The organism is Klebsiella sp. X13 (assembly GCF_003323835.1).
Taxonomy (GTDB): Bacteria; Pseudomonadota; Gammaproteobacteria; order Enterobacterales; family Enterobacteriaceae; genus Klebsiella; species Klebsiella ornithinolytica.
In genome coordinates this window covers 2,493,153-2,519,523 of the sequence record NZ_CP030874.1, presented here as the reverse complement: position 1 = coordinate 2,519,523, position 26,371 = coordinate 2,493,153, and the positions used below count along the sequence as shown (strand labels likewise).

The following is a 26,371-nucleotide window of genomic DNA, read 5'->3' as shown; positions in this document are numbered from 1 at the left end:
TATTTAGATTTCAGGATTGAAAAACGACAAATGGTGAGTTTGAATGTGAGTTTAACTCAATATAGAAAGCTGACCGATATGTCGATGCCGCCGCTGTATGCCCTCCGCGCTTTTGAAACCGCCGCCCGCCTTGGCTCCTTTAGCAAAGCCGCTGCGGCGCTGCACGTTACCCCCGGGGCGGTCAGCCGCCATATCAGCACGCTCGAGGCCTGGTTTGACTGCCAGCTGTTTACCCGTCAGGGGCCAAAAGTGATGCTCACCGACGCGGGAAGGCAGCTCGCCAGCGCGCTGGCGGAAAACTTTGCCGCCATTGACAGCGCCTGCCAGACCTTGCGCCATCAGGCGGGCAAGCTGAGGCTGAAATCGCCGTCGACACTCACCATGCGCTGGCTGCTGGATGTGTTGCAGCGCTTTCGCCAGCAGCATCCGCGACCGGTCATAGAGATGAGCAGCGTGTGGATGGACAGAGACAGCGTAGACTTCAGCCGCGAGCCTTACGATTGCGCGATTCTGCTCGGCGATGGTCATTTCGGCGAAGAGACCTGCCACAGGCTGTTGTTTGCCGAATGGCTGGTTCCGATCTGCGCCCCGTCCATGGTCGAGGCCGCTCGCCAGAGATTATCCGCCTGCCCGCTGATTCATCCGACGACCGATCGCCGGGACTGGCGACGTTGGTTACAGCATGCCGGAGCGTTATCGCAGACCGGGATAAACCAGGGAATCGTCTTTGATAGTCTGGAACAAGGCACGATGGCGGCCATGAGCGGGCACGGGGTCTCGGTGGGCGATCTCTTTTTGAGTCTGCAAGCGATTCGCAGCGGCCTGCTGGCGCTTCCGTTCCCGCAGGCCGTTGCCACCGGCGAGGGCTATTACCTGGTGTGGCCCAAAAAGAGGCTTAATCCACAGCCTGTCGCCCTGCTGTATCACTTTTTACTCGAACACATCCCGGCGCCGTTCCCGGATGGATTAACCCGCCTGGGTCAGCCGCCAAAGTGACAGCGATCCTGGCGGTTTACATAACATGTACCGCCTGCACAACCAGATATCCCGCCGCGCCCCAGATAAAAACCGACGCGAGAGAAACATAAACTAACGCACGAATACCTTTTTTAGACATACATCCTCCCGAAACCGGAGATAAGAATTAGCGGATATCATCGCCGGGGTAACATCTCTGTTTGTTCAACGGCAGAGAGGAATAACAATATTTGCGGTGAGAAAATGTTTCACATTGAAAGCAACTGAGAATGCTGTAAAGAAGTGCATTTTCCGCTGAAGAAATGTCTGTTTTTACTGTTCGCCGTCGCGGTCTGCGCATGACACTCCCGATCCCTCCGCACGGCCCGCTTGCCTGTTTTTCGTCTGATTTGGTACTTTCCGTAACCCGATTTATGTTGCTTCCGCTAGCGCTTTCTGCGGAAATAACGCGATGGAAAGATGCGTGCTAACCGGTTGAGTTATCTTCATTCTTCCGCCAAAAAGAGCCGTTTTGAGGTAATTTTGTCCGCCGTGGGCTTTGATTAAAATTACTCTTAACTTTCATAAACTTAAATCTCCTGCTACTGTCAATATAGACAAAATCATCCCGGCGGCTTCATCCGCATGAAGTACGCAAAAGGATGCAATGTAGAAACATAATTTCTCCCCAGAGAGTGATATGCGTAGAGACGTACTGTTATTGCTGTGTTCATTTTGTTTGTTGTCCCCGTTTGCTCACGCTGATGATGACAGCATGAGTGCGAAAGATATCAAGACGCTTTTTTTCGGTCATGACGATCGCAAACCGGTCAACAATCCTGCCGAGGAACCCTGGGATGCCATTGGTCAATTAGAAACGGCCAGCGGCAATCTGTGTACCGCCACGCTCATTTCGCCGCATCTGGCGCTGACCGCCGGTCACTGTCTGCTGACGCCGCCAAAAGGCAAGCCGGATAAACCCGTTGCGCTGCGCTTTATTTCCCGCAAAGGCGGCTGGGTGTATGAGATTCACGGCATTGAAGGTCGCGTCGACCCGTCGCTGGGTAAGCGGCTCAAAGCCGATGGCGACGGCTGGATTGTCCCGTCGGCGGCTGCGCCCTGGGACTTTGGCTTAATCGTTTTACGCTACGCGCCGGGCGGCATCACGCCGATCCCGCTGTTTAGCGGCGATAAAGCCGATCTCACCGCCGCGCTGAAGGTGTCTGAGAGAAAAGTCACCCAGTCCGGCTACCCGGAAGATCATCTGGATAATTTATACAGCCATCAGGACTGCATTGTGACCGGCTGGGCGCAGACCACGGTGCTGTCCCATCAGTGTGATACGCTACCCGGCGACAGCGGTTCGCCGCTGCTGTTGAAAACCGATACCGGCTGGCAGGTCATTGCCGTACAGAGTTCAGCGCCCGGTCCGAAAGATCGCTGGCGGGCGGATAACCGGGCGATTTCGGTGACCGGTTTTCGTGACAAGCTGGAAGCGCTGGCCGGTGAGTAAACGATCAGCCCTGCTGCTGGCGCAGCTGTAGCAATGATGTGATCGGCATCGGTTCGCTGAAGTAAAAACCCTGCAACCGATCGCATCCCGCCCGCCGCAGCAGCGCCAGCTGCTGCTGATTCTCAACCCCTTCGGCCACCACCGTCATTCCCAGCGCTCCGGCGATACGCACGGTCCCGCGAACCAGTTCCGCGGCCTGGGTATCTACATCCACCAGCCCGGCCAACGATTTATCAATTTTAAGCGTGTCGAAGCGAAAACTGCGCAGATAGCCGATGCTGGAATAGCCAATGCCAAAATCATCCAGCGCAACCGCGGCCCCCAGCGCTTTCAAATTTTCAATCGCCGCAAGGGCGCGGGCGGGATTTTCCATCACATAGCTCTCGGTTACCTCGATTTGCAAACGGCGGGCCGGAAAATGGCAGCGGGCGAGCACCTGGACGACGCGCGTTTCAAACTCCGGGTCGCGAAACTGTGCGGGCGAGATATTCACCGACAGCATCAATTCCCCGATGGACTGAAGATCGCAGCAGGCCCGGTAGAGCGCAAACTGCCCCAGCGCATAAATCAGACCGCTGCTTTCCGCGATGCCGATAAAGACATCCGGCGGCAGCGGCCCTTCCGGCCGACGCGGCCAGCGCAACAGCGCTTCAACCCCCTCCATCACCAGGGTATCGGCGTTAACAATCGGCTGGTACCAGACATCAAATTCATCGTTTTCCAGCCCCTGGCGAATGCCGTTTTCGATATTCAGCTGATACTGCCGGGTATCGTTGAGGGTCTCGTCATACCAGGAGGTACGCCCTTTCCCCGATTTTTTCGAGTGATACATCGCAATATCGGCCCGGCGAAACAGCTCGGTACTCGGACAGGATGCGGGCGTGCCGCTGGCAATACCGATGCTGGCGCTGATGTAAATTTTCCGCTCATTAAGCTTCACCGGCGACTTCAGCATCTCCAGCACCGCCCACGCAAAAGCCGATGCATGATCCACCGCCTGCTCCCCGCTGATGGTCATGGCAAACTCATCGCCGCCCATACGGGCCAGCAGACCGTCGCCCGGCACCCGCTCCTGCAGCTCCCGCGCAATATGGGCAATCAGCGCGTCGCCGACCTCATGCCCATAGTTGTCGTTGACATCCTTAAACCCGTCGAGATCAATAAACACCACGCACTGGGTCTCATGCTGCGACTTATCGCACTCCTGATTCAATCGCCCGATCAGCGCCCGGCGGTTGGGCAACTGGCTGAGCCAGTCGGTCAACGCGATTTTACGCGCCAGCTTCTCTCCACAGGAGAGTTTGTACAGCCCGAGGCAGCTGAAGAGAATAAACAGCAGGATCAGGCTGGCGGCCACCAGGGCGATAAGCCGGATACTGTTCGACGCCGCATGCGCCGCCTCCGCGCCGGGTAGACGCGGCTGCCAGCTGAGATAGCCAATGATCTCCCCGCCATGGGTACGCAGCGGAATGCTATATTCACCGCTGCCCTCCGTCTCATGCAGGCCGTTAATCTGAAAAGTATTCCCCAGTTTTTGCAGCATCTCGGCATTGATATGCCGGGTGACCACCAGGTAGCGACGCGTATCATCATGCACCTGTAAGCGCCCCAGCGTCGGGCGAATCAGTCCGATACCAATAAAGGCGATGCCTTCACGGGTGCGGGTAATACCGGCGTAGGCGCCTTTGCCGCTGCGCAATGCTTCAGCATGCCGGGCGATGAGCGATTGCAAACCGCTGCCAAAAAAGCGTATGTCGGTTTCGTTAAAGGCCTGGCTGCGAAACGATCCCCACAGCACGCGATAGTGCTGATCGAGCACAAAGGTACCGTCGTAAAGATTGTTGATTTTGAAGCCCGAGCCCCAGGAGTCATACAGCCAGCCGGTATTCAATACCGGGGCGTAGGTTTGTTTAACCGCGTCGTCCCAAATCGAGTTATCCAGTACCAGCGAGAGAACGCGGTTCACCGATGTCTGCACCGCGCCATCCACCGAAAGAACGGAGCGATGTCTGTCGATTTCATTTGTTTTAATACTAATCAGATGCTGGGAAAGATAGATTAAAGAAATAACAGAAACAATGAGGCCGATACCGGCGAGGAAGATCATGACCGAAAGCGTTTTGGCCGAGGGAAGATTGCGCCAGCCAGGCAAATTAACCATTCTTTGTCCTCATCACGGCTAAAGGTAAACGCGCCGCCAGTACTCTTTTTTAAAGAATAATACAGAGAACAAATTTTGCCGCCCGCGGGAGCAGGCGGCATCACATTACGCCAGTTTAATCAGCACCATCCCGGTCACCAGCAATATCACGCCAATCCAGCCTTTATGATTTAAGCGTTGGCCGAACAGAATCCATCCTGCGGCAATCGTGGCGGCAATACCGAAACCGCCCCACAGCGCATAGGCCACCGACAGGTCAATGCCCTTCACCGCCTGCGAGAGCGCGCTGAAGGCACCCAGCACCGCCAGCAGCGACAGTATGCCGTATACTTTACGACGAAAACCGTCTGAAAATTTCAAAAAGACGTTAGCGACAATTTCCAGCACGATGGCCAGCGCCAGCCAGGCGCCGTGAATCCACTCAAACTGTTGCATGGGCCGCCTCCGTTGGCTGCTTCACCGCTTTTTGGGTACCGGATTTAATTAACACGATCCCGACCACCAGCGTCGACAGCCCCGCCATTTTGATCGGCGAAAGCGCTTCATCAAACAGCAGGACGCTGAATAAAGTGATCAGCAAAATACCGATACCCTCCCACAGGGCATAGGCCACACCGAGGGCGATTTTTTTAACGGCAAAAGCCAGAAATATATAGGAAAGTGCAATCATCACCAGCATTAAAATAAAGCCGGTGTGTCCACCGCTGACGCTGGCCCATTTCATAGAAAGTGTGCCGGTAATTTCAGCAACGATTGCTAACGCTAATAAGATCCAATAAAACATAATCCTTCTCCTGCTAGAGAATATAATCCACCGCGGCTTACAGCGAAGGTAAACCGGAAAAATTCTGAGATTGTTTAGCCGTGCGCAGGGCGCCAGCTCAGGCAGAGAGAAAGGACTAAAGCGCGGAGCGCCAGTGTTGCTCGCCGGCAAAGCGGCAGCCAGGGAAGGAAACGGCAGGGTGAGTCGAAATATACATCCTGAACTGATTGTCCATAAAATTACAATTATCCGCGGTATTGCTTCTCGTCATTGCGGATGAGTATTGTCCTCGGTAGTTACACACAGTAAATTTGTACCATAATGCTACATTATACTCAAAGTCTTTGCACTTCTTTACGTCTGACATTTGATTTTGATTAGCTTTTACTGATGGCAATCGCCATTATGATGGCGCTTCACTTTTTTATTTTCGCCACCGAATTGTTTTCACCACCGTAGACGTTTTAGCCGGCGCAGTCATCCTGCCTGAGCGAGGCAGTTTTTGCTGATTTTACCCCGGCATTCGGGTCTACACTGTGAGGAAAACCGGTCATTTTTTCAGGGACACACATGGCTAAACCCATCATTACGCTTAATGGATTAAAGATTGTCATCATGCTGGGCATGCTGGTCATCATCCTCACCGGTATTCGCTTCGCCGCGGATATCATCGTCCCGTTCATCCTTGCGCTGTTCCTCGCCGTGGTCATTAACCCGGTGGTCCGGCTGATGATGCGCTGTCGGGTACCGCGCGTGCTGGCCATTTCGTTATTAATCAGCGCGATTGTCATGCTGGCGGTGGTTTTGCTGGCCTCATTAGGTACCTCGCTGAATGAACTGGCGCGCACGCTGCCGCAATACCGCACCTCCCTCAGCGAGCCGGTGCAAACCGTGACGCCCTGGCTACAGCGATTTGGGTTTACCGTTTCCGTTGTCGAGTTGAATAAATACATCGACCCCAACGCGGTCATGACGATGGTAACCAGCCTGCTTACCCAGCTGTCGAACGCAATGTCCTCAATCTTCCTCTTGCTGCTGACGGTGGTCTTTATGCTGCTGGAAGTGCCCCAGCTGCCGGCCAAGTTGCAACAATTGATGTCCAGACCGGTGGAAGGTATGGGCGCCATACAGCGCGCGATCGACAGCGTCTCTCACTACCTGGTGCTAAAAACCGCCATCAGTCTGGTCACCGGGATGGTGGTCTGGGGCATGCTGGTACTGCTGGACGTTCGCTTCGCCTTTATGTGGGGGCTGCTGGCCTTTGCCCTCAACTATATTCCGAATATTGGCTCGGTGCTGGCCGCCATTCCGCCTATTTTGCAGGTGCTGGTGTTCGGCGGACTGTACGACGCGCTGGTGGTACTCACAGGCTACCTGGTGATTAACCTGGTGTTCGGGAATATTCTTGAGCCGCGGATCATGGGGCGCGGTCTGGGGCTATCGACGCTGGTGGTATTTCTGTCGTTGATTTTCTGGGGATGGTTGCTCGGACCGGTAGGCATGCTGCTTTCCGTCCCATTGACAATCATTGTCAAAATCGCGCTTGAGCAGAGCCCCGGCGGGCGGAGTATCGCCGTGCTGCTGAGTGATTTAAGTAAATAGATTTTGTTCGCGCTGGCGGTACAAGGCCGCCAGCGGCAGATTTCCCTTCGTCGATGCGTAAACACGCTGCTGTTGGCGAATTTCTCATGCCAAACGATCCCGACCTCAGGGTGCTTCTGACATCCGCCCCCCGCCTCTTCTTAGCGCTGTCTGGCAAAACGAGCGGAGCATCGTCGGCCGACGGAAAGCGTTGCCGACACCCGGCATTTGCGCATTGTCAAAGATGTTCACGCTCATGCAATCAGCTCGATTCCCCCCAGCAACGCATGATATCTCCTGCTGGCACGCCCTCGCATGTCTGCATTTTGCCCTTTAATTCCTCTCCTTCTGGTCCTCCTCTAGCCGACACCTTGAACCTCTGCTTCGATCGCCGTCACATAATTTCCCTTAGAATTATTACTCTCAGGCTAACAATCCTTTAGCGGGCTTAATTGATGCGCTGCCCGGCGCGTCGCACACTAACTTCCACACCAGGACAATCAAAACGATCTGTCGAATCAGGAGGTTAATAATGAATGCCGAACAATCGCCGGGGCGCGTCTGGAACCGTCGTCGTACGGAAAAGCAGCGGCGACTGGCCGCCGCGAACGTCTCCGGTAAGGTTATCCCCACCGACCAGCTGGTCGAGGCGCTGGAACATCTGCTGGCACCGGGCGACCGCGTCGTACTGGAGGGCAATAACCAGAAACAGGCCGATTTTCTCTCCCGCATGCTTGCGGAAGTGAACCCGCAAACTATCCACGACCTGCATATGATCATGCCCAGCGTCGGACGCAGCGAGCATCTGGATCTCTTTGAAAAAGGGATTGCCCGTAAGCTCGATTTCTCGTTCTCCGGTACCCAAAGCCTGCGGATTTCGCAGCTGCTGGAAGATGGTCTGCTGGAAATCGGCGCGATTCACACCTACATCGAACTTTACTCTCGCCTGTATGTCGACCTGTCACCCAACGTCGCGCTAATCGCCGGGTATAAAGCCGACCGCAAAGGCAACCTTTACACCGGACCCAGCACCGAAGATACCCCGGCGCTGGTCGAAGCCGCCGCCTTCCACGACGGGATCGTTATCGCCCAGGTGAACGAACTGGTCGACGACGAGTGCGATCTTCCGCGCGTCGATATCCCCGGCTCGTGGATAGACTACGTGGTGGTGGCCGATAAGCCGTTCTTTATTGAACCTCTCTTTACCCGCGACCCGCGCCTGATTAAACAAGAACATATTCTGATGGCGATGATGGCGATTAAAGGCATCTACGCGGAACATCAGGTGCAGTCTCTCAACCACGGGATCGGCTTTAACACCGCCGCCATTGAGCTGCTGCTCCCGACCTATGGTGAACAGCTGGGGCTGAAAGGCAAAATCTGTAAGCACTGGACGCTTAACCCGCATCCGACGCTGATCCCGGCCATCGAAAGCGGCTGGGTGGAAAGCGTCCACTGCTTCGGCGGCGAACTGGGGATGGAAGAGTACATCCGCGCCCGCCCGGATGTGTTCTTTACCGGCGCCGATGGCTCTATGCGTTCTAACCGCGCCTTCTGCCAGCTGGCGGGTCAGTACGCGGTCGATATGTTTATCGGCTCCACCCTACAGGTTGATGGCCTCGCAAACTCCTCAACCGTCACCCGCGGACGGCTTTCCGGATTCGGCGGTGCGCCGAACATGGGTCATGACCCGCACGGTCGCCGCCACGCGACCCCGGCCTGGCTGAACATGATCACCGAACCTGACCCGATGCAGCGCGGCAAAAAGCTGGTGGTGCAGATGGTCGAAACCTTCCAGGCCGGCGTGAAGCCGACCTTTGTGGAAAAACTTGATGCGGTAGAGGTGGCGAAAACCTCCGGCATGCCTTTAGCCCCGGTAATGATCTACGGCGATGACGTCACCCACGTGCTGACCGAAGAGGGTATCGCCTATCTCTATCGCGCGGAAAGCCTGGAAGAGCGGCGGGCAATGGTCGCCGCCGTGGCCGGCATCACCGACATCGGTCTGGGCGTCGATGCCAGACGCGTCGCCGAACTACGTCGCAGCGGCAAAGTGGTCTATCCGGAAGATATCGGTATTCGCCGCAGCGATGCGACCCGTTCCCTGCTCGCCGCCGGCAGCGTTGCCGATCTGGTCGAATGGTCCGACGGTCTTTACAACCCACCTGCCAAATTCCGGAGCTGGTAATGAAACTCCTGTCACAGACTCATGCCGGGCTGCAGGCCGAGACGCTGGCGTGGATCGCCCGCGACTGCCTGATCGACGAAGCGCGATTAAGCCCGAAGCCGGGTCTGGTGGACAGCCGGGGAAACGGCGCCCATCACGACCTGTCGTTAGATCTGATGGAGCGCTCGGCGCACAGCCTGACCCCGACGTTTCTGCAGCTGGCCCAGCAGAGCTGGCAGCGCCCGGCCGACATCGCCCTGCGCGAAACCATTGGCCGTTTAGGACGCGAAGGCGAACGGCAGATGATGGCGGCCACCGTCGGCGTGAATACCCATCGCGGCGCAATTTGGGCTCTGGGATTACTGGTGAGCGCGAACGCGATGTTAAGCGCCAACGCCAGCGCGCAGCAGATTGCGGACACTGCCGCCCTGCTCGCCCGTCTGCCGGACAGCGCCGCGCCGAAGGCCTTCAGCAAAGGGCTGAAGGCGACGCACCGTTACCGGGTACCGGGCGCGCGTGAAGAGGCGCAGCAGGCCTTCCCGCACGTGATGAAACTGGCACTGCCCCAGCTGTTGCGCAGCCGCGCACAGGGCGCGGATGAAAACGCCGCTCGTCTTGACGCGCTGATAGCAATCATGACCTCGCTCAGCGATACCTGCGTGCTTTCACGCGCCGGAATGGCCGGTCTCAACGCGATGCAGACCGGCGCGCGCGCCGTGTTGCGTGCCGGCGGCAGCGCCACGGTTCAGGGCAGCAAAGCGCTCGCCGAACTCGACGCGCAGATGCTCGCCCTCAACGCTTCGCCCGGCGGCGCCGCCGATTTGCTCGCCGCCACGCTGTTTCTCGACAGGGTCAGCCAGCCCGCGTCTTGCTCAATTTAAAGAGGATGTTATGGAACACATTACATTGTCATTCCCTGCCAGCCGTACCCTCAGCGGTAAAGCTCTGGCAGGCGTCGTAGGCTCCGGTGATATGGAAGTGCTGTTCACCGCGGCCATCGGCGACACGCTCAACATCGATATCACCACCTCCGTAGACAACAGCACTCACCGCTGGAACGCGCTGTTTGACCGTCTGAATCTGATCAACGGCCTGCCTGCGGGCACGCTGATTATTCACGACTTCGGCGCGACGCCGGGCGTGGCGCGCATTCGCATCGAACAGGTTTTTGAGGAGGTTTCCCATGCGTAACGACCGCAGCTTTATTGAATTACGCGCCCGTGAACGTGCCCGGACGCTGCTTGATCAAGGCAGCTACCGCGAACTGCTCGATCCGTTCGCCGGCATGATGTCGCCGTGGCTCGCGCCGCAGGGCGTGGTACCGCAGTCCGACGACGGCATGGTGGTCGCTCGCGGCACCATCAACGGCCAGTCTGCGGTGGTCATTGCCATCGAAGGTACCTTCCAGGGCGGCAGCATGGGTGAAGTCTCCGGCGCGAAAATGGCGGCGGCACTGGAACTGGCGGCCGAAGACAACCGCAACGGCATCCCGACGCTGGCGGTTCTGTGCCTCGAAACCGGCGGCGTGCGCCTGCAGGAGGCCAACCTCGGCCTCGCGGCGATTGCCGACATTCATGCGGCGATTGTGGACCTGCGGCGCTACACCCCGGTGGTCGGCATTATCGCGGGCACCGTCGGCTGTTTCGGCGGGATGTCTATCGCCGCCGCCCTGTGCAGCTATCTGATTGTCACCCGCGAGGCGCGTCTGGGTCTCAACGGCCCGCAGGTTATCGAGCAGGAAGCCGGAATCGAAGAGTACGACTCCCGCGATCGCCCGTTTATCTGGAGCATGACCGGCGGCGAAATCCGTTATGCAAGCGGGCTGGTCGATGCGCTGGTCGGTGACGGCATCGATGCGGTGAAATCGGCAATGAATGAGGCCATTGCCAAAGGCGTCCCGGCACAACACCGCAGCGATAAATATGCGGATTACCTGGCCCGCCTGACCCACTTCGATACCCGCCAGCAGGCGGATACCACGCAGATCAAACAGCTTTTTGCCCGGGAGGTGAAATGATGACTCAGTCCAATAGCCGTGGGGCCGTATGGCTGGAAAAACTGGCGCCGAACGCGCCGCGCATGAACGGCCTGTGCCCTTCAGTACAGGTCGCTGACGGTGAACTGAACGGCGCAAGCGTGCGCTTCATCGCCGTGGTGCCGGATGCCAACAACCACTACCCGCGCGCCGCCAAAGGCGAAGTGGGTCTGCTGGAAGGCTGGACGCTGGCGAAAGTGGTCAATGAAACCATCGATGCCGACGCCAACAGCGACGTAAAACGCCCGATAGTGGCGGTCATCGACGTCCCAAGCCAGGCCTATGGCCGCCGCGAAGAGGCGTTCGGTATCCACCAGGCGCTGGCCGGTGCCGCAGGCGCGTATGCAAAAGCGCGCCTGGCGGGTCATCCGGTGATCGGCCTGATCGTTGGTAAGGCAATGTCCGGCGCGTTTCTGGCGCACGGCTACCAGGCTAACCGCCTGATTGCCATCAACGACAAAGGCGTGCTGGTGCATGCGATGGGCAAAGCGTCCGCCGCGCGGATCACGCTACGCACCGTCGAGGCGCTGGAAAAACTGGCGGCGACCATTCCCCCCATGGCCTACGACGTCAGCAATTACGCCACGCTCGGTCTGCTCTCCGACCTGCTCAATCTCAGCAATCCGGATGCCCCGTCTGATGCTGACCTGGCACTGGTGGAGATCAGCGTGCAAAAGGCCATTTCCGATGCGCGCAAAGACCCAACGCTGAAAAACCGTCTCGGCGCGGAAAATCGCCGTAGCTCAGCCCTGGTCCGCGAGCGGATGCGCGCCAGCTGGTAACGGGCAACATCAGAAGTACGTAAAAAAAGACCTGCCGAAAGCGGCTACCGTCGGGCGCAGCATAGCGCCCACGGCTCGCGGCTTTTAGAAAACTAAAAACATCGCAATTAGCCCAATACGCTGAATCATTCACGCTGGCCCAAGGCGGCAGCTGAGTCAATCCCCATGAGCTGAGTGAGTCAGTGACCGGGAGCCGGGAAGGCAGCCAACGCACAGGCAGCGTGAAGGACGACGCGTATCTCTTTTTTTATCTACAGGTGAGTACTCTATGACTTATGTAATTGTTCATGCCCTGGCGCCGATTTTTCTCATCATGCTGCTGGGCTTCTGGGCCGGCAAAGCCAAAATGGTCGACAATAAAAACGTGTCGCTGCTGAATATCTTCGTGATGGACTTTGCCCTGCCGGCCGCGCTGTTCAGCGCCACCGTACAGACGCCGTGGGCGGGAATCGTCGCGCAATCCCCGCTGATTGTGGTGCTGACCGGCGCCATGTGGGTGACCTATGCGGCGATCTACTTCCTGGCCACCGGCGTGTTTAAAAAGTCGCCGCAGGACGCGGCGGTGCTGACCCTCACCGTGGCGCTGCCGAACTATGCCGCACTCGGCCTGCCAATACTCGGTAGCGTGCTGGGCGAAAGCTCCGCCACCTCGCTGTCCGTGGCGGTATCCATTGCCTGCGGCTCGGTACTGATGACCCCGTTTTGCCTGCTGATCCTCGAACGTGAAAAAGCGCGCGCCGCCGGGGAAAACAGCGGTTCTACCCTGGCGATGCTACCGGTGCTGATGTGGCGCTCGCTGAAAAAACCTATCGTCATGGGCCCGCTGCTCGGCGTGATCCTTTCGGCGATTGGCATCACCATGCCAGACCTGCTGCTGGCGGCGATCAAACCGCTGGGCCTCTCAGCAACGGCTGCCGCGCTGTTCCTGACCGGGGTCATTCTGTCTGCCCGTAAGCTGAAGCTGAACGCGATGGTCGGCATCGCAACCATCGCCAAGCTGCTGATCCAGCCGTTTATCGCCTGGGGTATCGTTCTGGCATTCGGGCTGCACGGTTCGGTGGCGATCACCGCTATCCTGATGATTGCGCTGTCTGCCGGTTTCTTCGGCGTGGTGTTCGGCAACCGCTTTGGCGTCCAGTCACCGGATGCCGAAGCCGTGCTGCTGTTGAGCTCCGTTCTGTGTATCCTGTCGTTACCGCTGTTTATTACTCTGACTTCCGGACTCTGATATGACCTTTACCCCGCGCCCGCACGATTTACTGTGGCTGAACAACGCCAACGCCTTACTGACTGTTGAGGAGGCGTGGGTGGCCACCCAGTGGCACCCCGGTTTGCCGGTGGTGGTGCGGCGCGATGTAAATGAAAACCATGATATTCCGGTGGGCGTGCGCGGCATGAAGCGCGAACAGCGCGCCGCCGGATGGGTGAAGGCAGAGGCGGTTTCCCGGGTGGTGACGCCGGAAGCGCTCACCGACCGCGAACGCCTGCTGCACTCACCGTTTGTTTCCCAGCCGCCGGTTCAGGCGGCTATTTTACTGACGACCTTCGCGTGGCCGTGGCTGTGGGGCATTACCGGCAGCACCGGCTATGCGCTTGCCAGCGAAATTCCCGTTCTGCACGCCGACAGCGATCTCGATTTGCTGATCCGCGCCCCTATGCCGCTGACCGGGGATGAGCTACGGCAGTGGCAGACGCAGGTTGCGAAACTGCCGTGTCGGGCCGACACCCAGATTGAAACGCCGTTCGGCGCCTTTGCGTTGAATGAATGGCTGCGCGATGGCCGCGTATTGCTGAAAACGTCCCGGGGCGCGCGCCTGACCACTACGCCCTGGCACAGGGAGGAAGCATGAAAATTCTCTTTACCTTTCCCGGTCAGGGAAACCAGCGCCCGGGTATGCTCGGCGTCATCCCTCACCGTGAGGCGATCCTCGCCGAGGCCCGCAGCGTACTCGGGGAAGAGATCGTCACCTTAGATAGCGTCGAGGCGCTCAGGCACACCCGGGCCGTGCAGCTATGCCTGCTTATCACCGGCGTCGCCTGGGCGCGGGAACTACAGCGCCAGGGCGTCCAGCCGGATATCGTCAGCGGGTTGTCGATCGGCGCCTTTCCTGCCGCAGTCATCGCCGGGGCGCTGGATTTCGCCAGCGCACTGCGTCTGGTGGCGCGACGCGGCGATTTAATGGAACAGGCCTATCCGCACGGTTACGGCCTGACCGCGATTATGGGGCTGACGCGGGATCGGGTGGAGGCGCTGCTGATCGCGGGAGAGACCTACATCGCTAACCTCAATGCCGACACGCAGATTGTGATTGCCGGCACCGATGAGGCGATGGCGCGCGTAGCGCAGAAAGCGCTGGCCATCGGCGCCACTAAAGCACAGCGGCTGGCGGTCAGCGTTCCCTCGCACTGCGCGCTGCTGGACGCCCCGGCAGCCGCGCTGGCGCAAGCCTTCACACAGGTCTCGTTGCAGCGCCCGCGCTGCGCTTACCTGAGCGGTTCCACCGCGCGGGTACTGTGGGATCCGCAGCGGATCGCCGACGATCTGGCGATGAATATGGCGCGGACGGTACGCTGGCAGGATGCCGTCGTCGCCGCCCAGGAGCGCGACGCCCGGCTGGCAATAGAGATGCCGCCCGGCGGTGTACTCACCTGCCTCACCCGCCAGGCGGGCTGGCAGGGAGAGAGTCTGGCGCTTGAGAGTAGCGGCGTGGCGGTCGTGCGTCATCTGGCGCAGCGGCTTAACGGTTAAGACTGCGGGCGTACATTCGCCCTTCTGCCGCCAGCGCCAGCAGATCGGCGTCACGTTCACGATGGTGGGCATAGACGATAGAGATCAGCTGGCGCATCTGGTAGGGTTCCGCCAGCTTTAACAGCTGCACATCGTTTTCATACACTTTCTTCATGCGTCCTGGCAGCAGCGCAAAACCGACGCCGGCCTGCACCAGGCTAATCATTGAGAAGATATCGTTCACCCGGGTCACAATTTCGGGTTCGAATCCCGCCACCTGAAAGGCTTCCTGGAACCCGGCATAGGTGGCAAATCCTTCGGCCAGCGAGACAAATTTGCGGTCTGCATAGTCGCGCAGGTCGGCAGGCAGCACGCTGTCGAGTTTTTCCGCCGCCGGTGCGGCGAGGAAAATATCGTCTTCAAACAGCGGGACCACATCAAAGGCAGTATTACTGAACTCCCCTTCATTGGTCGCGATCAGAATGGCGTCGAGAGCATCGTCTTCCAGCATATCCAGCAGCATCTGGTTGGATCCCATGGTCAGATCGAGCTCCAGTTCGGGCCGTCGTAGCTTCATACCCATAATAATTCGCGGCACCGTCTCAAGAGTTAGCGAGTAGAGTGTGCCAATGCGCAGACGCCCCTGGCCGACGCCGGCCACCTTGCGCGTCGCTTCCAGCCCACGGGTCATTAAACTGGTGACATCCTGGCAGTACTCCAGCAGTGTCCAGGCCGCCGGCAGCGGCAGTAAATTTCGCCCCTTATGCACAAACAGCGAGCAGCCAACCCCCTCTTCAAGGGTATGCAGCGCCCGATGAATGCTCACCCCGCTGAGCTCCATGGCTTCGGCGGTTCTGGCAATATTCCCCTTAACCATAAACATCATAAATATCGACAGTTTGCGGAAGGTTATCTCCTGATTAATGTCGTCTTTCATTATTTTCGCCCCGTATTTCCGCTTTTTTCTTGTCAATTCAAGCCAGTATAACCACAATCCGCGGCGAAAGTTTTAACGGGGCGCAAGTTCAGGGCCTGTCGCATCTCCTCGCGGCGAGAACCGCTGCCGCCGTCGGTGATAAACCTGAACCGGCCTGAAATCAGGCGTTTAATTCATCAGGCAACGGTGCCGACGGCGTCCAGGCCAGCAGCAGGCTGGCAAGCGTAAAGGCCCCCATAATCCACGTCATCGTCCAGGGTGTACCATCATGTAATCCGGCCAGCAGCAGTGAAGAGACGATTCCGCTGCCATATTGCAGCGAGCCGATGAAGGCCGATGCCGAACCGGCAAACGCCCCCGCCTCATCCAGCGCTGCCGCCGTTGAGGTGGCGGCAATCACGCCGTTCATGGAGAAAAAGAGAAACACGCACAGGGCGATTCCAACGAGACCGCCGTGATGCAATTTGACGCTGAACGCCATTGCCGCCATCGCCAGAGAGGCCACAACCAGCGCCGCTTTGAGCAGATCCCCCAATGCATAACGCTGAACCAGACGGCGGTTAACCAGGCTCATGGTCATCACGCCGAGAATATTGACCGCAAATAGCCAGCCATAGTGCTGCGGTTCAACGCCGAAATAGCGAATATAGACATCCGGCGAACCGGTAATAAAAGCGTAAGCGGCGACGTAATAACAGGTCAGACTCAGGGTATAGCGCATGAAAATGCGATTGCGCAGCAGCTGCCCGTAGTGATGAAACGCCTTCAGCGGCGATCCCTGCTGGCGTCGCTCCGGCGGCAGCGTCTCCGGCAGCCAGCGTAGCGCCAGCAGCATCACCAGACCAATGCCCGCCAGTAGCCAGAAAATGGCATGCCAGCTGGTGACTCTTATCATCTGCCCGCCCATCAGCGGCCCGATAATCGGTGCAATGGCCATCACAATGGTCAGCGTCGAGAGCATCTGCGCGGCGCGGGTCCGGGCAAAGAGATCGCGTACCATCGCCCGCGCCAGCATGGGCCCGGTACAGGCCCCCAGAGCCTGAAAAACGCGCCAGAAAATAATCCGATCGATGCTGTCGGAGAGCGCGCAACCCGCGGAGCCGATGATAAACAGCACCATACCGATAAACAGCGGCGTGCGACGACCAAGACGGTCGCTCACCGGCCCCCAGATGAGCTGCGCCAGGGCAAAACCGATTAAAAAACCGGTAATCGTCAGTTCGGCGTCACCCTGCAATTCCGCCGCCATAACCGGCATGGCGGGCAGATAAATATCGGTGGATAACGAAGCGAACGCCATCAGCCCGCTTAAAATCAAAATAAACAGCGGTCCGCTGGCGGCATTTTTTTGCGGCACAGTCATGTGAGATATCCGTCAGGAGAGAGTGATACAGAGCGAGGTATGTTAACGAGAAAGGAGCGACGAATAATCCCCTGCCACCGTATCGAGGTTATGAGCCGCATTCATGAATAGGCGGCGCAGAGGGTACGCCGCGTGGATGGCAGGCGTATCCGCAAAAAAATGCCAGCTGGCGACAGACCAACTGGCATGCTTTGTGACGGACGTTATGTCAGATTACAGCGCCATATCGTGCTGTGCTGACTCCGCAGGTTTTGCTTCGGCCGGCTTCGCGGTGGTCACCGCTGGCTGAGTCTTGCTCATGTCGATGACCGGCGGTTTCACCAGCTGCAGCGTCGCGGCGGTATCATTCCACACCTGCTGCGTCAGCGCCGGGTTATCGTTCAGCTTCTGCCCGTAGCTCGGTACGATAGCATGAATGCGGTTCTGCCACTGCGCAGAAGCAAACTGCTCCGGGAACATCTGCTTAAGGACGTTAAGGGTGATCGGTGCCGCGGTGGATGCCCCCGGTGATGCCCCCAGCAGCGCCGAGATGGTTTTCTGTTGATCGACCACCACTTCGGTACCCAGCTTCAGGACTCCGCCCTTGTCGGCATCTTTCTTGATAATCTGCACGCGCTGGCCGGCCTGGATCAGTTTCCAGTCTTCTTTACGCGCGTCCGGATAGTACTCTTTCAGCGCCGCAAAACGGTCATCATCGTTCAACATCACCTGGCTAATCAGGTATTTCACCAGATCGAAGTTGTCGAGCCCCACGTGGGTCATCGGCAGTACGTTATCGGTAGTGGTGGTGCTCAGCAGGTCCATAAAGGAACCATTTTTGAGGAATTTGGTCGAGAAGGTCGCAAACGGCCCGAACAGCACCACGCGCTTACCATCGATGAAACGGGCATCGAGGTGCGGAACCGACATCGGCGGCGCGCCAACGGAGGCCTGACCGTACACTTTTTCCAGATGTTGCTTCGTCACGTCCGGATTTTCCGTCATCAGGAAGGAGCCGCCGACCGGGAAGCCCGCGTAATTATCCGCTTCCGGAATGCCGGTTTTTTGCAGTAATTTCAGCGCGCCGCCGCCGGCACCGATAAAGACATATTTCGCATCGATCGCCTGTTCCTGACCGCTATTGACGTTTTTGATCGTCACGTGCCATGAATTATCGGCATTGCGTTTAAACCCGGTGACTTCAGAAGAGGTCTGCAGCGAGAAATTATTATTTTTCTTCAGGCTGCCGATCAGCTGACGGGTAATTTCGCCGTAGTTGACGTCGGTGCCAACCGGAGTCCAGGTCGCCGCCACTTTTTGTTGCGGATCGCGCCCTTCCATCACCAGCGGCGCCCACTGTTTAATTTGCGCGTGATCGGTGGAGAATTTCATCCCCTGGAATAACGTCGTCTGCTGCAATGCGGTATACCGCTTTTGCAGATACTCCACATTATCACCCCAGACGAAACTCATATGCGGCGTGGAATTAATAAAGGCGTGCGGATCGTGCAAAATGCCGCGTTTGACCTGCGCCGTCCAGAACTGGCGGGAGATCATAAACTGCTCGTTAATATCCAGCGCTTTGCTGACATCAATGGAACCGTCCGCACGCTCCGGCGTATAGTTCAGCTCCATATTCGCTGAGTGGCCGGTCCCGGCGTTGTTCCAGCCGTTAGAGGATTCCAGCGCAACGCCATCCAGCTTCTCGACCATCACCTGTTTCCAGTCCGGCTGTAATTCCTGCAGCCAGGTGCCAAGGGAGGCGCTCATAATTCCGCCGCCGATCAGCAGGAAATCGGTTTTTTGAGCGGTATCAGTATTCGCATACGACGCGGTGCTGACAAACATCGCCAGGGCGGTCACAGATAAGATAGATTTTTTTATTGCAGGCATAATAGAATTATCGCATAGCACAATGAAATAAGTGCAAACATGTTAACGCATTTCTATTATATTTTAAAATATCATTTACATTTTCCGCACAGTTAATCAATTTCCGACAAATACTTTTTTAACTTAAAAAAGTAAAATATCGCGCGAAAAAATAAAAATCAGAAAATAACGGCGGCAATTAAGGGGTTAAATAATTTCCGCCGGTTTATTTAGTTATTTATCATCCCGTCGCCCTCGCGGCATTACGGCGCGCGATTGCGCGCCGCATCATTCAATTTACGCTGCTCAGCGTCGAACGCTTTGTCTCCTGCAGCGCGAGGCGCAAACGATCGTTATTTTCCGCCAGCAGATCCCGCGCCTGCCAGGCGTCGAGCCCGGTCATCAGCATCAGGATTGCCGTGCGCACATGCTGATTACAGCTGGCCAGCGCGGCTTTGGCCTCGCTGCGCGAGCAGTCGGTGGCCGTCATGACGATGGCAATCTGGCGCTCAGTCCAGCGCGGGCTGATGGCCTGCAGATCGACCCGCAGGTTGCTGTAAACCCTGCCGCTGCGAATCGCCAGCCCGGTAGTCAGCATCGTGAGGATCTGCCGCTGCGCCAGCTGCGCTTTCGGGTTACCGAACCCCGCCACCGCTTCTGGCCCGGTTTGCGGCGCGATAATGATATCCGCCAGCTGGGCGGCTTCACTCTCCGCTTGCTGCGTCAGTACCGCAATTGGCGCACCGAGCGACCAGGCGTGACGCATCGCGCCCCACACCCACGGCGTTTGTCCGCTAACCGTCAGCGCCAGCAGCATATCGTTGCTGGTGAAACCGATAGCCTGCAGCTCAAGCGCCCCGAGATCGTAATCGTTAGCGGCCGTCTCCATCTCCTGCAGCGCGGCTGCGGGGCCGCCGGCAATGAGGCCAACCAGCGAATGTTTCTCTTCCGGCGTATACTCGCTGACCGTCTGTAGCGCCGCGCGGCCGGATGCTCCGGCGCCGACAATCACCAGCCGCCCTCCCCGGCTCAGGGCTGCGGCGGCATTATCGACGAGACGGGCAACCTCCGGTAAACAGGCCCCGACGGCGTCGGCAATTTGCCGATTGTCTTTATGCAGCAGGGTCAGCATATCGAGGGTGGCGAGAGTGTCGATGTGGTGAGTTTCAGGGTGGCGTCGTTCCATCATTGATGCGGTTGGCTTACTGCTCATAAAAACCTCCTTTTAAATAACTCCATATTCACTATAAGGATATTTAATGCGAGGTCCTGCGAGTGAGGTCACGCTTCCCGGTTCTTTCAGCGTCTTTTTGCTTTTTTACATAGCTTTAAGAAATGGTTACCTTCAGCGATAATAGCCCTTCGCCGAACAGTTCAGGGGATGGTATGAAGGATATCGCGGAGTCAATTCCGCCCGCACGCAAACGACTGATGAGTATGAAGCTGAGTACCGCCGTGACGCTCATGATTAGCAGCGTGATTGGTTCGGTACTGCTGCTGGTCTACGCGCTGTGGTTTATACAGATCAGCGATACCACCCGCGACGGCGTAAAAGATACGGCGCTGGCGGTTGCTCGCACGTTCTCCGATATGCCGGAAGTGAAGCAGGCCCTGACGCTGCCGCCGCAGAGCGGACTCATCCAGCCGCTGGCGCTGGCCATTACCCGGCGTAACGATCTGCTGTATGCGGTGGTGACCGATATGCATGGCGTGCGCTATTCGCATCCCAACGCCCGGCTTATTGGTAAACAGTTTATCGGCGAGGATATTCAACCCGCCTTTAACGGCAAAGAGAATGTCGCCGTCAATCACGGGGTGCTGGCTCCGGCGCTGCGCGTCTTTACGCCGGTATTCAACGACCAGCAGCAGCAAATTGGCGTGGTGGTGGTCGGGATTTCGCTGAGTAAAGTGGATGAGCAAATTGCCAAAGGCCGCTGGGATGTGCTGTTAACCGTGCTGTTCAGCGCCCTGGTCTGCGGAATCGGTACCTGGAGCCTGGTGCGCGGACTCAAGCGCGTGCTGCTGGGACTGGAACCGCAGGAGATCTCTACGCAGTTTCAGCAGCGGCAGGCGATGCTCCATTCGTTAAAAGAAGGGGTTGTCGCGGTGGATGTCGAGGGTCGCGTCACGCTGATCAACCCGGCCGCTAGCGAGATCCTGCTTAGCGGCCCCGGCAAAGAGATTGCCCACACCCCGCTGCTGGCGGATCTGCAGGAGGTTTTGCAGACCGGCGAGCCGATTTACGACCGCGAACTCGGCTGCAACGGCTTCCTGCTGATCAGCAACACCGTGCCGGTACGCAGCCAGAACGCTATCGTCGGCGCCATCAGTACCTTCCGTGATAAAACGGAAGTCAGCCAGCTGTTGCAGCGGCTGGACGGTATGGTTAACTATGTCGATGCGCTGCGCACGACCTCGCATGAATTTATGAATAAGCTGCATGTGATCCTCGGCCTGTTAAACATGAAAAGTTATGACAAGCTGGAGGAGTATGTGCTGCAAACCGCCCATACTTATCAGGCGGACATTGGCGAAATTCAGCACCGTATCAAATCACCGGTGGTCGCGGGTTTCCTGATTGGTAAAATCCAGCGCGCCAAAGAGCGCGGCTTCACCCTTAACTTAGCCGAAGAGAGCCTGGTGCCCGATTGCCCAAATGAAAAGCAGGTTACCGTGCTGGTCACCGTGCTGGGTAATTTGATTGAGAATGCGCTGGATGCCATGAGCGGCCAAAGCGAGGGGGAAGTCGGCCTGCTGCTGCACTATCAGAACGGCTGGCTGAGCGGCGAAGTCAGCGATGACGGACCGGGCATCCCGCCGGCGAATATTGATGCCATCTTTAATAAAGGCTTCTCTACCAAGGGTGAGAATCGCGGCGTTGGCCTGTTTCTCGCCAGCCAGCAGCTCCGTGAACTGGGCGGCACGCTGGCCGTCGAGTCTGAGCCTGGCGTCTTTACCCAATTTTTTGTTCATCTTCCCTGGGATAGTAAAAGGAAACGTGCGTGATAAATGTATTAATTGTTGACGATGATGCCATGGTCGCCGAACTGAATCGCCTGTATGTGGCGAGAATTCCCGGCTTCCGCTGCTGTGGCACCGCGTCTACGCTGAGCAAGGCCCAGGAGATGGTTAACGATAGCGCACAGGAGATCGATCTGGTGCTGCTGGATGTCTACATGCAGCATGACAGCGGCCTGGATCTGCTGCCGACCATCCGCGCCTCTGGTCGCCCTATCGACGTGATTATGATTACCTCCGCCGCCGATGCCGCCACCGTGCAAACCTCGATGCACTACGGCGTCGTCGATTATCTGATCAAACCGTTCCAGTTTCCGCGCTTCGAAGAGGCGCTGACCGCCTGGCGCGAAAAACGCAAACTGATGACCGGACAGCCCTATTATGAACAGGCCGATGTTGACCGCCTGCTCCACGGCAACGCGCCGGAAGCCAGCGACGCGCGCAAGCTGCCGAAAGGCTTAACCGCCCAGACGCTGCGCACGCTGTGCCAGTGGATTGATGCCCATCCGGGTACCGAGTTTTCCACCGATGAACTGGCGGTGGCCGTGAATATTTCCCGCGTCTCCTGCCGGAAATACCTGATCTGGCTGGCACAGATTAATATTCTCTACACCAGCATTCACTACGGCGCGACCGGGCGGCCGGTCTATCGCTACCGGCTGGTCGCCGAGCAGTACAGCCTGCTTAAGCAGTACAGTCAGTAAGCCGGTAGCTGTCGTCGAGTAAGTGAAAACGAAAGCGGCGCTGTGATGAGAGGATAATGTCGCGATTTTTGGTGACGAAAATCGCCTCAATGTCTTCGCGATGGCGCAGCGCCGCACAGCCTTTTTCCACCCCAAGACCGAAGATCAACGTGGTCCAGATATCGCCGTCGAGCGAATCATCGGCAATAATGGTGACGCTCTCCAGCTCGTTATCAAGCGGATAGCCGGTGCGCGGGTCGAGAATATGGTGCCAGCGTCGACCATCCTGCTCAAAATAGCGCTCGTAAATGCCGGACGTCACCACCGACTGGCCGACGACATCAATACTTCCCACCAGCGCATTATCGGCCGCGAACGGTTTTTTCAGCCCAATCGACCACGCCCCCAGGGTATGCACGTTGCCGCCGAGGTTAATCAGCGCCGCGTCGACGCCCTGGCGCTGCAGGTCATCGCGCACCCGGTCGGCAATGTAGCCTTTGGCAATCGCCCCAAGATCGATCTCCATTCCCGGCTGGGCGAGAAAAACGCTGCCGGCGGCGTCATCGAGGATCACATCCTGCGGGCGGGTCAGCGCTAAGCGCGCGGCGATATCCGCCGCCGCCGGAACGCTGTGGCCGTTAAAACCGATGCGCCATAGCTTCACCAGCGGGCCAATCGCCAGATTAAAGGCGCTCTCCTGCACCATGCTGGCCGCTTTCGCGCATTTGATCAGCTGATAAACCGGGCGGCTGACGCTGACCGGATGGCGGCCGGCGGCATGATTAATCCCCATCACCTCCGAGTGTGCGCGGTTGACGGTAAACAGGTCTTCGTAGCGTTTAATCAGTTGAAACGTGCGGGAAGCCAGGGCTTCATCGTGGGAGAACAGTTTGAGCAGGATGGGAGACCCCATCAAAACAGCGGAGTAGCTATAGAGGCGTTGATCGCCAGAGATACCAGACATCATTGAAGCTCCTCTGTGTCACCCGGACAGGCAGACGCCGCCGGGAATCGGCCGGGCGAACCCGGCCTGTTATCACTGAGCGTTAGCCTCTGGCGCGTTTTGCCGCCTGGTGGCCCGCCAGGGTGCCAAAGATAATAATATCCGCCACGGCATTGCCGCCGATACGGTTGCCGCCGTGGATACCCCCGACCACTTCGCCCGCGGCATAAGCGCCGACAATCGGCTGATGATGAGTATCCAGGACCGCGGTGTCAGTATTAATGGTCACACCGCCCATAGTGTGGTGAACCCCCGGCGCGATGCGAATCGCATGGAACGGCCCCTGGTTAACCGGCGCGCGCAGCGCGGTGGTACGACCGAACTCTTCATCACGCTGATTTTCAACAAACCCGTTGTAGCGTTCCAGCGTGGCGAGGAAGGCATGGTAATCCATCCCCAGTTTCTCCGCCAGTTCGCGCGGCGAGCTGGCGCTGGTCACCAGACCTTTGGCGATATATTCGTCGGCCGCTTTGTTTTTTGCCCGGACATGTTCATCAAAGACGATGTAAGCATAATGCTCCGGTAGCGCGATGATCGCCGCAGACACTTTATCGCGGGTCTCCATTTCGTTGAAGAAGCGGTTACCCCGTTGATTGACCAGAATGGCGCCGCCGCCGCGAATCGATTCAGAAATCAGATACGACGTGTTCTGCTCAACGGTCGGGTGGATTTGAATTTCGCCCATATCAACGGTACCGGCGCCAATCCGTTCCAGCAGCGCAATGCCGCCGCCGGTCGCCCCCTTATGGTTGGTGGTGACAAAACCCGCCAGATCCGGGCGATATTTCACCACCATCGCGCTATTGGCGCTGAAGCCACCGGTCGCCATGACGATACTTTTGGTCTGCACCTCGATGCTTTCCTGCTCATCATTCAGCAGACGTACGCCGCTCACTTCGCCGTGAGCCATCAGGATCTCTTCCACCGACGTATCCAGCATCACATCGATGCCGCGTCGGGTGATATTGCGCACCAGACCGCTGATCAGATAGCCACCAACCGCAGATCCGTCACGCGGACGGTGAGTACGGTCGATACTCATCCCGCCGGTGGTGGTGATGTCATTCAGCATGATCCCACGACGCGCCAGCCATTCGATGGCCTCCGGGGCGTTTTCCACGAACCGACGCAGCAATTGCGGATTGTTTTTATTCTGCCCGCCTTTTAAGGTTTCCTGATAGAACAGCTCTTTGCTGTCCTCAATACCTTTTACCCGCTGGAAGCGCGTTTCCGCGGCGTTCATTCCGGCAGAGGCTTTAATGGTATTACCGCCGATGGTGGGCATTTTCTCTACGATCAGGACGCTTGCGCCTTCATCGTGCGCCTGAATGGCTGCCGCCAGGCCGGCGCCGCCGCTCCCGACCACCACCACGTCATAGCTTTTCGGCGTCAGGTCTGCGCCGCCCTCTTCCAGCGCCAGCGCTTTACTTGATTTCAGCATCGCTTTCGACACCGCTTTTTTCACCGCTTCACTTTGGCTGGTCGCGCCAGAAATCGCGTCCACGTGCGGCGTATTGGCGGTCAAAATGCGCTCGCGGATCTCTTCGAAACTGGTGGTGAACTCCACGTTCTGGACCGGGCCGGCAGCCAGTTCAATATCGGCGATGCGGTCATTTTCCAGACTGACGTTGATGACCAGTTCGTTGGCATCGTCCTGAACGGTTTCCACAAAAAGGCCGGGTTTAAACTTCGCATCGCCCATGCTCATGTCGCGGATCATGGCTTCTACCAGCGAGAAGCGCCACAGCGGCTCCGGGATATTCAGCGCTTCGCGCTGGGTGCTATCGATAAACAGCTCGAGATTTTCTCCCGCAGCAATCCGCGCCGCCCAGTCCGGATAGGCAATGCAGGCGCGGCCCACGGCAATCAGATCGTAACCATGATCCAGCCCCTGCTCCGCATCCGCGGCGTTCACCACGCCGCCAACGCCCATCACCGGGATTTGAGCCAGGGTGTCAGAGCGCAGCGCACAATATTTTTCAATCAACGGCGTCGGATCGCGGGTATCAACAATCGACGGACGCAGTGACGCGCCGACGGAGAAGTGCAGATAGTCGAGACCGCGCGCCGCCAGTTTTTCCAGCAGGTACATGGTGTCGTCAAAACGGATACCCGGCTCTTCCAGCTCTTCCGGGGAGAAGCGATAGCCGATAATAAAGGCATCATCGGCGTACTGGCTCGCCATTTTGTGGGTAATGTCCAGCACCGCCAGCGGGAAACGCGCGCGGTTGTCGCGGCTGCCGCCCCACTGGTCATCGCGTTGGTTGGAGTTCGGGGAATAGAACTGCTGGATAAGATAGGTGTTAGCGCCGTGAATCTCCACGCCATCAAAACCGGCCAGAATGGCACGACGTACGCCGTCGCCAAATTTGGCGATCATGCCCTCAACTTCTTCACCGCTCAGCTCACGCGGCATCGCGGCACCTTCACGCGGTGCCGCCAGCGCGCTCGGCGCCACCGGTTGACGGCCGCCGATCAGCTGCGGATCGACCATACGCCCGCCGTGATAGATCTGCAGAATCGCTTTTGACCCTTCGGCTTTGATGGCGTCGGCGATTTTAGCCAGACCGGCAATTTTCTCGTCATTGTCGATGCCGATGGCGCCGGGGAAAGCCAGACCGTAATTATCAATAAAGCAGCACTCAACGATAATGGTGCCAATGCTGCCGGCACGAGCGCGATAGTATTCCACCAGTTCGCTGGTGACGCTGCCGTCAAAATAGCCGGTGCAGGTGGTCATCGGTGCCATTAACAAACGGTTTTTTAACTCAGTACCATTCGGTAAGGTAAAAGGACGCAATATACGTGGGTTACTGGTCATATTAACAC

22 protein-coding genes are annotated in these 26,371 nt (G+C 57.8%); 13 read left to right on the top strand and 9 right to left on the bottom strand.

Translation table 11 applies throughout. From position 1 onward, the window contains the following. Window positions 1-78: 78 nt before the first annotated feature. Window positions 79-996, top strand: coding sequence for a LysR substrate-binding domain-containing protein (locus tag DSD31_RS11990; protein ID WP_032717603.1), 918 nt, complete (start codon window positions 79-81; stop codon window positions 994-996). 661 nt (window positions 997-1,657) lie between these two features. Continuing rightward, window positions 1,658-2,470: a trypsin-like serine peptidase gene (locus tag DSD31_RS11985; RefSeq protein WP_004862464.1), complete on the top strand. Its 813-nt coding sequence runs from the start codon at window positions 1,658-1,660 to the stop codon at window positions 2,468-2,470. A gap of 4 nt (window positions 2,471-2,474) precedes the next feature. On the opposite strand, the gene DSD31_RS11980 is transcribed toward DSD31_RS11985, so the two are convergent. The 3 genes from DSD31_RS11980 to mdtJ form a co-directional block, all read right to left on the bottom strand. Next, window positions 2,475-4,631 carry a putative bifunctional diguanylate cyclase/phosphodiesterase gene (locus tag DSD31_RS11980; RefSeq protein WP_113991065.1) on the bottom strand — a complete coding sequence of 719 codons (2,157 nt, stop codon included), beginning with the start codon at window positions 4,629-4,631 and terminating at the stop codon, window positions 2,475-2,477. A 105-nt stretch (window positions 4,632-4,736) separates the two neighbouring features. After that, window positions 4,737-5,066: a multidrug/spermidine efflux SMR transporter subunit MdtI gene (gene mdtI, locus DSD31_RS11975; protein ID WP_004862469.1), complete on the bottom strand. Its 330-nt coding sequence runs from the start codon at window positions 5,064-5,066 to the stop codon at window positions 4,737-4,739. Beyond that, a complete protein-coding gene (gene mdtJ / locus DSD31_RS11970; RefSeq protein WP_113991064.1) occupies window positions 5,053-5,415 on the bottom strand; it encodes a multidrug/spermidine efflux SMR transporter subunit MdtJ in 363 nt (120 codons plus the stop codon). The genes mdtI and mdtJ overlap by 14 nt, the downstream gene beginning before the upstream one ends. 549 nt (window positions 5,416-5,964) lie before the next feature. Here mdtJ and DSD31_RS11960 point away from each other — a divergent pair. The 9 genes from DSD31_RS11960 to mdcH all read left to right on the top strand — a co-directional run bounded on the left by DSD31_RS11960 (window position 5,965) and on the right by mdcH (window position 14,708). Further along, window positions 5,965-6,996 (top strand): AI-2E family transporter, encoded by a 1,032-nt coding sequence (locus DSD31_RS11960; RefSeq protein WP_004862473.1) that lies wholly within the window; start codon window positions 5,965-5,967, stop codon window positions 6,994-6,996. Between the two features lie 511 nt (window positions 6,997-7,507). Then, the gene (gene mdcA / locus DSD31_RS11955) at window positions 7,508-9,163 is read left to right on the top strand and encodes a malonate decarboxylase subunit alpha (RefSeq protein WP_004862476.1); all 1,656 of its coding nucleotides are present in this window, start codon (window positions 7,508-7,510) and stop codon (window positions 9,161-9,163) included. Then, the gene (locus tag DSD31_RS11950) at window positions 9,163-10,023 is read left to right on the top strand and encodes a triphosphoribosyl-dephospho-CoA synthase (RefSeq protein WP_113991063.1); all 861 of its coding nucleotides are present in this window, start codon (window positions 9,163-9,165) and stop codon (window positions 10,021-10,023) included. Before mdcA ends, DSD31_RS11950 begins: the two co-directional genes overlap by 1 nt. A 10-nt stretch (window positions 10,024-10,033) precedes the next feature. Beyond that, the gene (gene mdcC, locus DSD31_RS11945; protein ID WP_004862481.1) at window positions 10,034-10,333 is read left to right on the top strand and encodes a malonate decarboxylase acyl carrier protein; all 300 of its coding nucleotides are present in this window, start codon (window positions 10,034-10,036) and stop codon (window positions 10,331-10,333) included. After that, window positions 10,326-11,159: a biotin-independent malonate decarboxylase subunit beta gene (locus DSD31_RS11940; protein ID WP_113991062.1), complete on the top strand. Its 834-nt coding sequence runs from the start codon at window positions 10,326-10,328 to the stop codon at window positions 11,157-11,159. Before mdcC ends, DSD31_RS11940 begins: the two co-directional genes overlap by 8 nt. Next, entirely contained in the window at window positions 11,159-11,959 is an 801-nt protein-coding gene (mdcE, locus tag DSD31_RS11935; protein WP_064359421.1) for a biotin-independent malonate decarboxylase subunit gamma, read from the top strand. Before DSD31_RS11940 ends, mdcE begins: the two co-directional genes overlap by 1 nt. Before the next feature lie 268 nt (window positions 11,960-12,227). Further along, complete coding sequence (locus tag DSD31_RS11930) at window positions 12,228-13,187, top strand: AEC family transporter (RefSeq protein WP_004862487.1); 960 nt, start codon at window positions 12,228-12,230, stop codon at window positions 13,185-13,187. Between the two features lies 1 nt (window position 13,188). Then, complete coding sequence (locus tag DSD31_RS11925; RefSeq protein ID WP_004862489.1) at window positions 13,189-13,809, top strand: malonate decarboxylase holo-ACP synthase; 621 nt, start codon at window positions 13,189-13,191, stop codon at window positions 13,807-13,809. Then, window positions 13,806-14,708 carry a malonate decarboxylase subunit epsilon gene (mdcH, locus tag DSD31_RS11920; protein WP_048024979.1) on the top strand — a complete coding sequence of 301 codons (903 nt, stop codon included), beginning with the start codon at window positions 13,806-13,808 and terminating at the stop codon, window positions 14,706-14,708. The genes DSD31_RS11925 and mdcH overlap by 4 nt, the downstream gene beginning before the upstream one ends. Here the strand turns inward: mdcH and DSD31_RS11915 are convergent. The 4 genes from DSD31_RS11915 to DSD31_RS11900 all read right to left on the bottom strand — a co-directional run bounded on the left by DSD31_RS11915 (window position 14,698) and on the right by DSD31_RS11900 (window position 20,051). Next, window positions 14,698-15,624, bottom strand: coding sequence for a LysR substrate-binding domain-containing protein (locus DSD31_RS11915; RefSeq protein WP_113991061.1), 927 nt, complete (start codon window positions 15,622-15,624; stop codon window positions 14,698-14,700). The two genes, mdcH and DSD31_RS11915, sit on opposite strands and share 11 nt — an antisense overlap. Before the next feature lie 160 nt (window positions 15,625-15,784). Continuing rightward, complete coding sequence (locus tag DSD31_RS11910; RefSeq protein ID WP_004862496.1) at window positions 15,785-16,987, bottom strand: multidrug effflux MFS transporter; 1,203 nt, start codon at window positions 16,985-16,987, stop codon at window positions 15,785-15,787. A gap of 213 nt (window positions 16,988-17,200) precedes the next feature. Further along, window positions 17,201-18,814 (bottom strand): malate dehydrogenase (quinone), encoded by a 1,614-nt coding sequence (mqo, locus tag DSD31_RS11905; protein WP_255416104.1) that lies wholly within the window; start codon window positions 18,812-18,814, stop codon window positions 17,201-17,203. Window positions 18,815-19,130: 316 nt separating this feature from the next. Then, window positions 19,131-20,051, bottom strand: coding sequence for an N-acetylmuramic acid 6-phosphate etherase (locus DSD31_RS11900; protein WP_113991059.1), 921 nt, complete (start codon window positions 20,049-20,051; stop codon window positions 19,131-19,133). A gap of 173 nt (window positions 20,052-20,224) precedes the next feature. On the opposite strand from DSD31_RS11900, the gene DSD31_RS11895 reads away from it, so the two are divergent. Both DSD31_RS11895 and dcuR read left to right on the top strand, forming a co-directional pair. After that, entirely contained in the window at window positions 20,225-21,844 is a 1,620-nt protein-coding gene (locus DSD31_RS11895; RefSeq protein WP_004862503.1) for a sensor histidine kinase, read from the top strand. Further along, entirely contained in the window at window positions 21,841-22,560 is a 720-nt protein-coding gene (dcuR, locus tag DSD31_RS11890; protein WP_004862505.1) for a two-component system response regulator DcuR, read from the top strand. Before DSD31_RS11895 ends, dcuR begins: the two co-directional genes overlap by 4 nt. Here the strand turns inward: dcuR and DSD31_RS11885 are convergent. Both DSD31_RS11885 and DSD31_RS11880 read right to left on the bottom strand, forming a co-directional pair. Continuing rightward, the gene (locus tag DSD31_RS11885) at window positions 22,541-23,503 is read right to left on the bottom strand and encodes an FAD:protein FMN transferase (protein ID WP_032717606.1); all 963 of its coding nucleotides are present in this window, start codon (window positions 23,501-23,503) and stop codon (window positions 22,541-22,543) included. The two genes, dcuR and DSD31_RS11885, sit on opposite strands and share 20 nt — an antisense overlap. Window positions 23,504-23,585: 82 nt before the next feature. Further along, entirely contained in the window at window positions 23,586-26,363 is a 2,778-nt protein-coding gene (locus tag DSD31_RS11880; protein ID WP_004862509.1) for a flavocytochrome c, read from the bottom strand. Window positions 26,364-26,371: the final 8 nt, after the last annotated feature.